The organism is Zongyangia sp. (assembly GCF_965361945.1).
The window spans coordinates 1-4,471 of record NZ_CBDTOK010000121.1 but is presented as its reverse complement, the minus strand read 5'-3'; the positions used below and the strand labels follow the sequence as shown (position 1 = coordinate 4,471).

The 4,471-nt window shown below is 52.6% G+C and carries 8 protein-coding genes, 1 tRNA gene and 2 pseudogenes; 10 read left to right on the top strand and 1 reads right to left on the bottom strand.

Annotated features, from left to right (window positions below; translation table 11 throughout):
- The 10 genes and pseudogenes from ACZ25G_RS07845 to ACZ25G_RS07800 all read left to right on the top strand — a co-directional run.
- Positions 1 to 372 (top strand): annotated as a pseudogene (locus ACZ25G_RS07845) (iron-containing alcohol dehydrogenase); the annotation flags it as partial.
- 29 nt (positions 373 to 401) lie between these two features.
- On the top strand, positions 402 to 1,112 hold the full coding sequence (locus ACZ25G_RS07840) for a response regulator transcription factor (protein WP_463682087.1): 711 nt from the start codon (positions 402 to 404) through the stop codon (positions 1,110 to 1,112).
- Between the two features lie 72 nt (positions 1,113 to 1,184).
- Positions 1,185 to 1,400 carry a hypothetical protein gene (locus ACZ25G_RS07835; RefSeq protein ID WP_463682086.1) on the top strand — a complete coding sequence of 72 codons (216 nt, stop codon included), beginning with the start codon at positions 1,185 to 1,187 and terminating at the stop codon, positions 1,398 to 1,400.
- The gene (locus ACZ25G_RS07830) at positions 1,397 to 1,927 is read left to right on the top strand and encodes a hypothetical protein (RefSeq protein WP_463682085.1); all 531 of its coding nucleotides are present in this window, start codon (positions 1,397 to 1,399) and stop codon (positions 1,925 to 1,927) included. The genes ACZ25G_RS07835 and ACZ25G_RS07830 overlap by 4 nt, the downstream gene beginning before the upstream one ends.
- 34 nt (positions 1,928 to 1,961) lie before the next feature.
- A pseudogene (locus tag ACZ25G_RS07825) lies at positions 1,962 to 2,192 on the top strand (helix-turn-helix domain-containing protein); the annotation flags it as partial.
- A gap of 198 nt (positions 2,193 to 2,390) precedes the next feature.
- Positions 2,391 to 2,537: a hypothetical protein gene (locus tag ACZ25G_RS07820; protein ID WP_463682084.1), complete on the top strand. Its 147-nt coding sequence runs from the start codon at positions 2,391 to 2,393 to the stop codon at positions 2,535 to 2,537.
- Entirely contained in the window at positions 2,530 to 3,009 is a 480-nt protein-coding gene (locus ACZ25G_RS07815; RefSeq protein ID WP_463682083.1) for a DUF7841 family protein, read from the top strand. Before ACZ25G_RS07820 ends, ACZ25G_RS07815 begins: the two co-directional genes overlap by 8 nt.
- Before the next feature lie 231 nt (positions 3,010 to 3,240).
- Positions 3,241 to 3,588, top strand: a complete 348-nt coding sequence (locus ACZ25G_RS07810) for a replication initiation factor domain-containing protein (RefSeq protein ID WP_463682082.1) — start codon at positions 3,241 to 3,243, stop codon at positions 3,586 to 3,588.
- A gap of 3 nt (positions 3,589 to 3,591) precedes the next feature.
- Entirely contained in the window at positions 3,592 to 4,074 is a 483-nt protein-coding gene (locus tag ACZ25G_RS07805) for a hypothetical protein (RefSeq protein WP_463682081.1), read from the top strand.
- Entirely contained in the window at positions 4,071 to 4,247 is a 177-nt protein-coding gene (locus ACZ25G_RS07800; RefSeq protein ID WP_463682080.1) for a hypothetical protein, read from the top strand. Before ACZ25G_RS07805 ends, ACZ25G_RS07800 begins: the two co-directional genes overlap by 4 nt.
- A 125-nt stretch (positions 4,248 to 4,372) precedes the next feature.
- Here the strand turns inward: ACZ25G_RS07800 and ACZ25G_RS07795 are convergent.
- A tRNA-Val gene (locus ACZ25G_RS07795) sits at positions 4,373 to 4,449 on the bottom strand.
- Positions 4,450 to 4,471 lie beyond the last annotated feature (22 nt).

Sequence of the window (4,471 nt, the reverse complement as noted above, 5' to 3'; positions counted from 1 at the left end):
GGCCGTCTCACCGACTTTGAGTGCCACCAGATGGAGCACCAGCTGGGGGCCTACACCGACTGCAACCACGGCCAGGGGCTTGCGGTGATCCACCCGGCCTATTACCGGCACATTGTGAAGGACGCGCCGGAGAAGTTTGCCCGGCTGGGCCGGGAGGTGTTCGGCGTGAACGGAGCGGAGGCGGCGGTGGACGCTCTGGCCGCCTTTATCCAGGAGTGCGGCCTGCCGGTCAAGCTGAGCCAGCTGAAAAGCAGGGTGGAGATCACCCCGGATCTGCTGCGGCAGGTGGCGGACAGCGTCAATCTTCTGCCAAACGGCCCCAGGCAGCTCACCCACGATGAGGTCTATGAGATTTTGATGGAGTGCCTGTGAGCTCCGCCCGGAGCATTCGATCAAGAAATATGCGAAAAAACAAGGCGCTGGTCATGACAAGCGATCCACCTCTTTGCCGAGAAATCACGGACAGCCTGCAAGCTGCCGCTCTGGAGATCGACCATGCGGAAACATATGCCCAGGCAGTCAGTCTGTATGCCCGCTCCCGCTTTGTCCTGGTCATCCTGGATCTCGGAATCCCCAATGCTGACGGTGTGGCCATTGGCCGACGGCTTCGGCAACTGGAGCAGACGCCCATCCTTGCGCTCTCTGCCTTTGGCTCCAGGAAGGAAGCAATCAGCGCATTGACCGCTGAGGCGGATGCCTACCTCCCCATGGAAGGGCCCCTGGATCAGGAAACGCTTCTGGCCTACGCCTCGGTTCTGATGCGCCGCTACCTGAGCGCCAATACCAAAGAGACTGCTTTGATCCAAGTCACCGAATTCGGCTTGAAAATCAATCTGGGGACCCGAAAAGCCTTCCTGAATGGGGAAAATCTCCATCTGACTCCGAAACAATATGATATACTACAGCTCCTTGTAGACCGCATCGGGGAAATCGTAACAAAAGAAGAACTCTTTGAAAGCGCATGGAAGGCAGAGTACGATATTTGTGCGGATGAACCTCTCAAATATCATATCAGGGAGATCCGCAGGAAACTTGGTCAACACGGTATGGATCGTCTGATCGAAACAACCTGGGGCGTGGGACACCAGATTTCCTTGGAGGAAAACAGTTAAAAGTGGTGAGCGCCTCAAATTCTGCGGGGGAAATAAAACAAAGAAAAGTCTTCCGCCATTTGCAGAAGGCCCATGCTCCGCTATACTGAAAGTAGAAAAAGAACGGAGGCAATAGCGATGGCGGGCAGGCAGATCTTTGCCGGGTACTACCGGCGGTACGATGACAAGGTGGCCTATGTGATCTCCCTGGACACCAATGCCGACACCGGCGAAGAGATGGTCATCTGGACCACCTATCCCTTTGCAAAGTACCGCACCTCCAGCAAAAAGCCTTCTGCGCTTTCGTGAAAGTGAACGGTGAACGGAAAGACAAGTATAAGCGGTTGCTCAACATGGAGATCTCAGGGGAAGCCATAGAGCGGCTGGAGGATGAGGGCTTCCGGGGGCCGGTGCGGAAACGGCAGAGGCAACAGTTGGAGGAAGCATACGACTCCCGCGAGTATCAGCAGGTCATCACCTACCTCGCATATGCCAAAGACCTGTGCGAGAACTACAACTTCGACCGGAGCAAATACCGTCTCTGCGTAAAGGAAAAGAGATATGCCGCCATCACCCGAAGCAACTTCGCCAAGCTGAAAGAGGATTTGCAATTTCTGGACAACGCCACGAAAACTGTATTGTCCGAGTACAAGAATTATTTCCAAGAGCGGTTCGTGGAGGGCCTGCCCATCCGCAAGTACGTCGAGGCCCATCAGCTCAATCGGAGCAGCGTGGACTACCTGCAAAAGAAATTTTTCTCTGCCCTGGCCCGTCTCCTGAAAGAGCGGGACGAGGCGGAGGGTAGGTGCCGTCTGTGGAAACCAGCGCAAAACTGAATCGGCCCAATACCAAGTGTAGTACGCGGAGAAATACGGCGTCAGCCGCGCCAGCCGGAAGTATAACATAAGCCGGTCATACATCTACTTCTGGAAGGCGCGCTGGAACGGGACGCCAGAGTCATTGGCGCGCCGGTCCCGGCGGCCTCATAGCCATCCCAATCAGCACACAGAGGCGGAGATGAAGCTGATTCGGGACATGCGCCGCCGCAATCCAAACCTGGGTATGGTGGAGCTGTGGTACCGGCTGTGGCAGCGCGGCTAATATCCCCGCTATTGTCCGGCTCCAGTGCTGTGATTCCTCCTCTACCCTTACTGTTGCCCTGTCCACCACCGCCACCCTGCCTACCACCGTGACCGTGAACAACGTGGGTGTTACAGCATTCAAGCTCTGACGGACGGAAATTTCAAGGGCCTTGATATCCTGACCGTCGCGTCGTTCCTTCTGGGCTATGAGAACCTGATGGAAAACCGCCAGCAATCCGCCCAAAACGATGTCGCGGCGGCCAACGACAAGCAGGCCGAATATCTTTTGGAGGAGTTGGGCCGGAAATTTGACGAGCAGAATGAGATGCTCGGCAAGATACTGGAGGTGATTACCAGTGCTTGACATTCCCATGATAGAGAAAGAGATTGAGGATCTTGAAAGCAAACACACTTGCTATCAGGTCTGCGAACGACTTGCAATTCTTTATTCCGTCCTGGATCACGCCGGGGAAAAGACCCGAAAGCTCTATAAGTTTTCTCCCATGGACGCAAATAAGTGGGTCTCGAAAATGGAAAATGAGGACGGCACCACCGGAGCGCACTGGACGTTTGACCAGGTGCACCAGTTGATGGAGCAGAGGGGCATTGACTGTGACCCAGTCCAGTTCTGGGCCGCACTGTGCATGATGTACAGCGGCTATGCCACGGCGGCCAGTAAGCACGGCGTCGGTGGAGATGTCGACTTCTACATCGATATGGCATGCGCCTTTCTCAACGACAAGGATGCGCCCAAGGATAAGCTGGCCCGGTATTTACGAACACATCGTAAAAGGATAAAGGCGGGGGCTTCGGCCCCCCGCTTTTTCCGTGCGTAATCCGTGCGTAAATTTGACTCTTTTCTTTGGAATTTCAATCCAATATTAGGAAGCCCACAACGCGACACGGAATCCGTGAAACGGCTGTGGGAGTAAGAAAAATCCTGCACCCCTTGTAAATCAAGAGATGCAGGATTGGTGGACACTCTGCGTCCAAATCCGAACCTTGTATATCATCTAAAGAAATGGCTTTTGCTCCGCCTTTGCAGTTAAAGGTGAATACGATTTTATTTGGATGAGTTGTTTCCCAACAGGCTGCTATGCCCGGACGCAATCTATGAGCGACTGAAGGACAGCTCCTATACAGTAAAGAATTGGAAAGACCGTCAATCCGTCCGCAATATGTCCGCCATCGACAAGGACGGAGCCTATGAGACCTTTTATGTCGGGTCGAGAGTAGGTAAGTCAAACGGCTTTTTACGGGTCTATACTAAAAAGCAAGAGCAGATACAAGCGATAGGCTACCGCTATGATGAAGCCTTACAACATGAAAGCTGGGTGCGATTTGAAGCGTGTTTTTTACACGATTATGCCCATCAGCTTTCAGAGCAGCTATTGTCGGAAACTTTATCACCGTAGGATTTGCAGAAATGGATTGCAAAACATATCAGCGATAGATACCGCTTTGTTGATACCTCTACGGGCGAAGTGACTGCATTTTCAGATGCCTTGATTGGGATCGCCGCCGGGGTAAATCCTGCTGCATTGAACACCGCAAGCCCACGGGATAACACGTTACGCCAGTCCATAGAGTATCTGCGTGCTGGGTCTGGCCTGTATGCTACGCTCTTTAAGGCTTTTAAGCTTTGGGGCGATAGGGCTGACGAGCAGTTGCTCAAATATCTTTATGACGATTACTCATACCTCTATAAGGCAAAGCTGCAGACGGGTCACGATAAAAGCAAAATGCGCGAGATACGGGCTTGGCTGCAACGGCATGAGATTGAAACAAAAAAGCACCCGCTGGATGACTACCTTGACCGTAGCGAACACAAGAAGTATATCCCTCAGTACGATGCGGCGGGAAGTCCTGTTGTTATAACGATGGATGGTGATGACCTATGATTGACATTCACGGCCCCGACAATGTGGCCGAAAAACGGGAAGAAACGGTGATTCCTGATTTTGAAATCGAATCGCTGGCTCGCTGCCTGCTCCAGAAGATTCAAGCGTATTTTGAAAGCGACGAGGGCAAAGCGGCGTTTGAATCGTGGAAAAAGCAGCATAGCGATACATAAAAAATGGCCCTTATCTGTTTGTTGAACAGATAAAGGGCCATTCTTGGTTATCTTGCTAAAGCAGCTAGATAAACAACAAATCCGAACCCGTCCCCGATGGGGAACAAGTTCGGATTATGTTGCTTTGGTGGAGACTGCTGGACTCGAACCAGTGACCTCCTGCGTGTGAAGCAGGCGCTCTAACCAGCTGAGCTAAGCCTCCATAATGGATATGCTGTTTTCTT